We start from the raw sequence: 2,212 nt of genomic DNA, 5'->3' as shown, positions 1-2,212 counted from the left end.
GACGGTGGAGAACCTGAGCGGCAGTGACCTGCGGCATGCCCGCAGCGTGACGTAACCCGCTGACAACGGGGATTGAGGCGAGATCACTAAGCCGAGATGATCCTCAAGGTTGAGTACTGAAAGGCTGAAGAACATGAACCCGTTAATCCACCTCTGTGGGTTGAAAATGTCACCACGGCCTACGTGATCTGACAAGCCGTGCAGAAGGAACTGGCAGTGATACGTAAGCACTGGCAGTCGAAGGTGTTTTGAAATATATTCGAAACACTGGAACAGCAGCGTCTATCACCAACTTGCGGCAAGCAAGGACAAAGAGTGCGACGGGCAGCCTCCTCAATACGTCTGAGTCCAGGCAGGTGAACCGGGGAAGGTCAGCGACGAATGTTAAGGGGGCATGGCTCCGATGACGCACTGGCTGGCGGAGCTTCCGTAGTAGTCTGCGATGGGGAAAGCCCATTACATGGCGAAGGGGAGCAGTTTAAATGTGTTTGCGACGTGAATTAACTGACCTAACGAGGTGAAGACCTTTGATAATCAGCGAAATGCAACGCAAGCTTGCCACATGGACAGCAACCGATCCGTCCCGACGGATTGAGCGTCTGCTACGTCTGATAACACAACCAGAATGGCTGACTGAAGCGGCGCGGATCACGCTCTCATCAAGGGGGGCACATACCCCCGGCGTTGATGGTGTGAACAAAGCAACGCTACAGACCAGTCTGGCTGCTGAGCTGCAAAAGCTCAGGGATGAACTCCTCTCAGGTCACTACCAGCCCCTGCCAGCCAGACGGGTCTACATCCCTAAAAGCAACGGCAAACAGCGCCCGCTGGGTATCCCTGCCTTGCGAGATCGTATTGTTCAGCGGGCTATGCTGATGGTCATGGAGCCGATCTGGGAGAGTGATTTTCATACATTCTCATATGGTTTCCGGCCTGAACGCAGCGTCCAGCATGCGATCCGCACGGTGAAATTACAACTTACCGACTGCGGCGAAACGCGGGGCCGCTGGGTGATTGAGGGTGACCTGTCCAGCTACTTCGACACTGTGCATCATCGACTGCTGATGAAAGCCGTGCGCCGCAGGATCAGTGACGCACGCTTTATGAGCCTGCTGTGGAAAACCATTAAGGCCGGGCATGTTGATGTAGGTCGGCCAGTGAAGGCGTGCCACAGGGAGGCGTAATATCGCCGCTGCTGTCGAATATCATGCTGAATGAGTTCGACCAGTATCTGCATAAACGCTACCTGAGCGAAAAAGCCCGCAAGGATCGCTGGTACTGGAATAGCAGTATCCAGCGGGGCCGAAGTACTGCAGTCAGAGAAAACTGGCAATGGAAACCTGCCGTGGCGTACTGCCGTTATGCCGATGACTTTGTGCTTATTGTCAAAGGCACCAAAGCACAGGCGGAAACCATCAGGGAAGAGTGCCGAAACGTACTTGAAGGCAGCCTGAAACTCAGGCTGAACATGGACAAGACCAGAATCACCCATGTTAATGACGGTTTTATCTTTCTGGGTCATAGAATTATCCGCAAACGCAGCCTTTATGGTGATATGCGGGTGGTATCGACGATCCCGAAGGAGAAAGCCAGAAACTTCGCCGCGTCGCTGACGTCTCTGTTATCAGGCAATTACAGTGAAAGCAAAATCGATATGGTTGAGATACTCAACCGGAAACTGAAAGGCTGGGCCGCGTTCTATCAGTTCGTTGATTTTAAGGCCAAAGTGTTTAGTTCTGTCGATCGTGTGGTGTTCTGGAAGCTGGCTCACTGGCTGGCCCGAAAATACCGTAAAGGTATCGCATACCTGATGAGGTGGTGGTGTAAACCACCGAAACCGGGTCAGAGTAAAACGTGGGTATTATTTGGTAAAACCAACCACGGGAAGCTCAACGGTGAAGTACTTTACCGGTTGGTAGGGCAAGGTAAGAAGCTGTTCCGCTGGCGTCTGCCCGAAGGAAACCCTTACCTGAGGACAGAAGCCAGAAACACCTATACATCACGGTATCCGGAAGTGGCAATGGCGTTCGCCAGCGTTTAAACGGAGAGCCGGATGCGCTGAAAGGTGTACGTCCGGTTCGGAGAGGAGAGGCAGGGAAATAGTCCGACTACGCCCTGTCTCTTACTCTACTTAAAACACATGAAGGTTGGTTATATCTTGCGGTAGTGGTCGATCTGTTTTCCCGTAAAATCATTGGCTGGTCGATGCAGG

At 52.8% G+C, this 2,212-nt stretch carries 1 pseudogene; it reads left to right on the top strand.

Going from position 1 to position 2,212, the window contains the following annotated elements:
- Nucleotides 1–542: 542 nt before the first annotated feature.
- Nucleotides 543–2,041: pseudogene (gene ltrA, locus J5224_RS25245) on the top strand (group II intron reverse transcriptase/maturase).
- Nucleotides 2,042–2,212: the final 171 nt, after the last annotated feature.

It is taken from the genome of Candidatus Symbiopectobacterium sp. NZEC135, assembly GCF_025962695.1.
The sequence above is the reverse complement of the archived record's forward strand: the minus strand, read 5'-3'. Positions and strand labels throughout refer to the sequence as shown.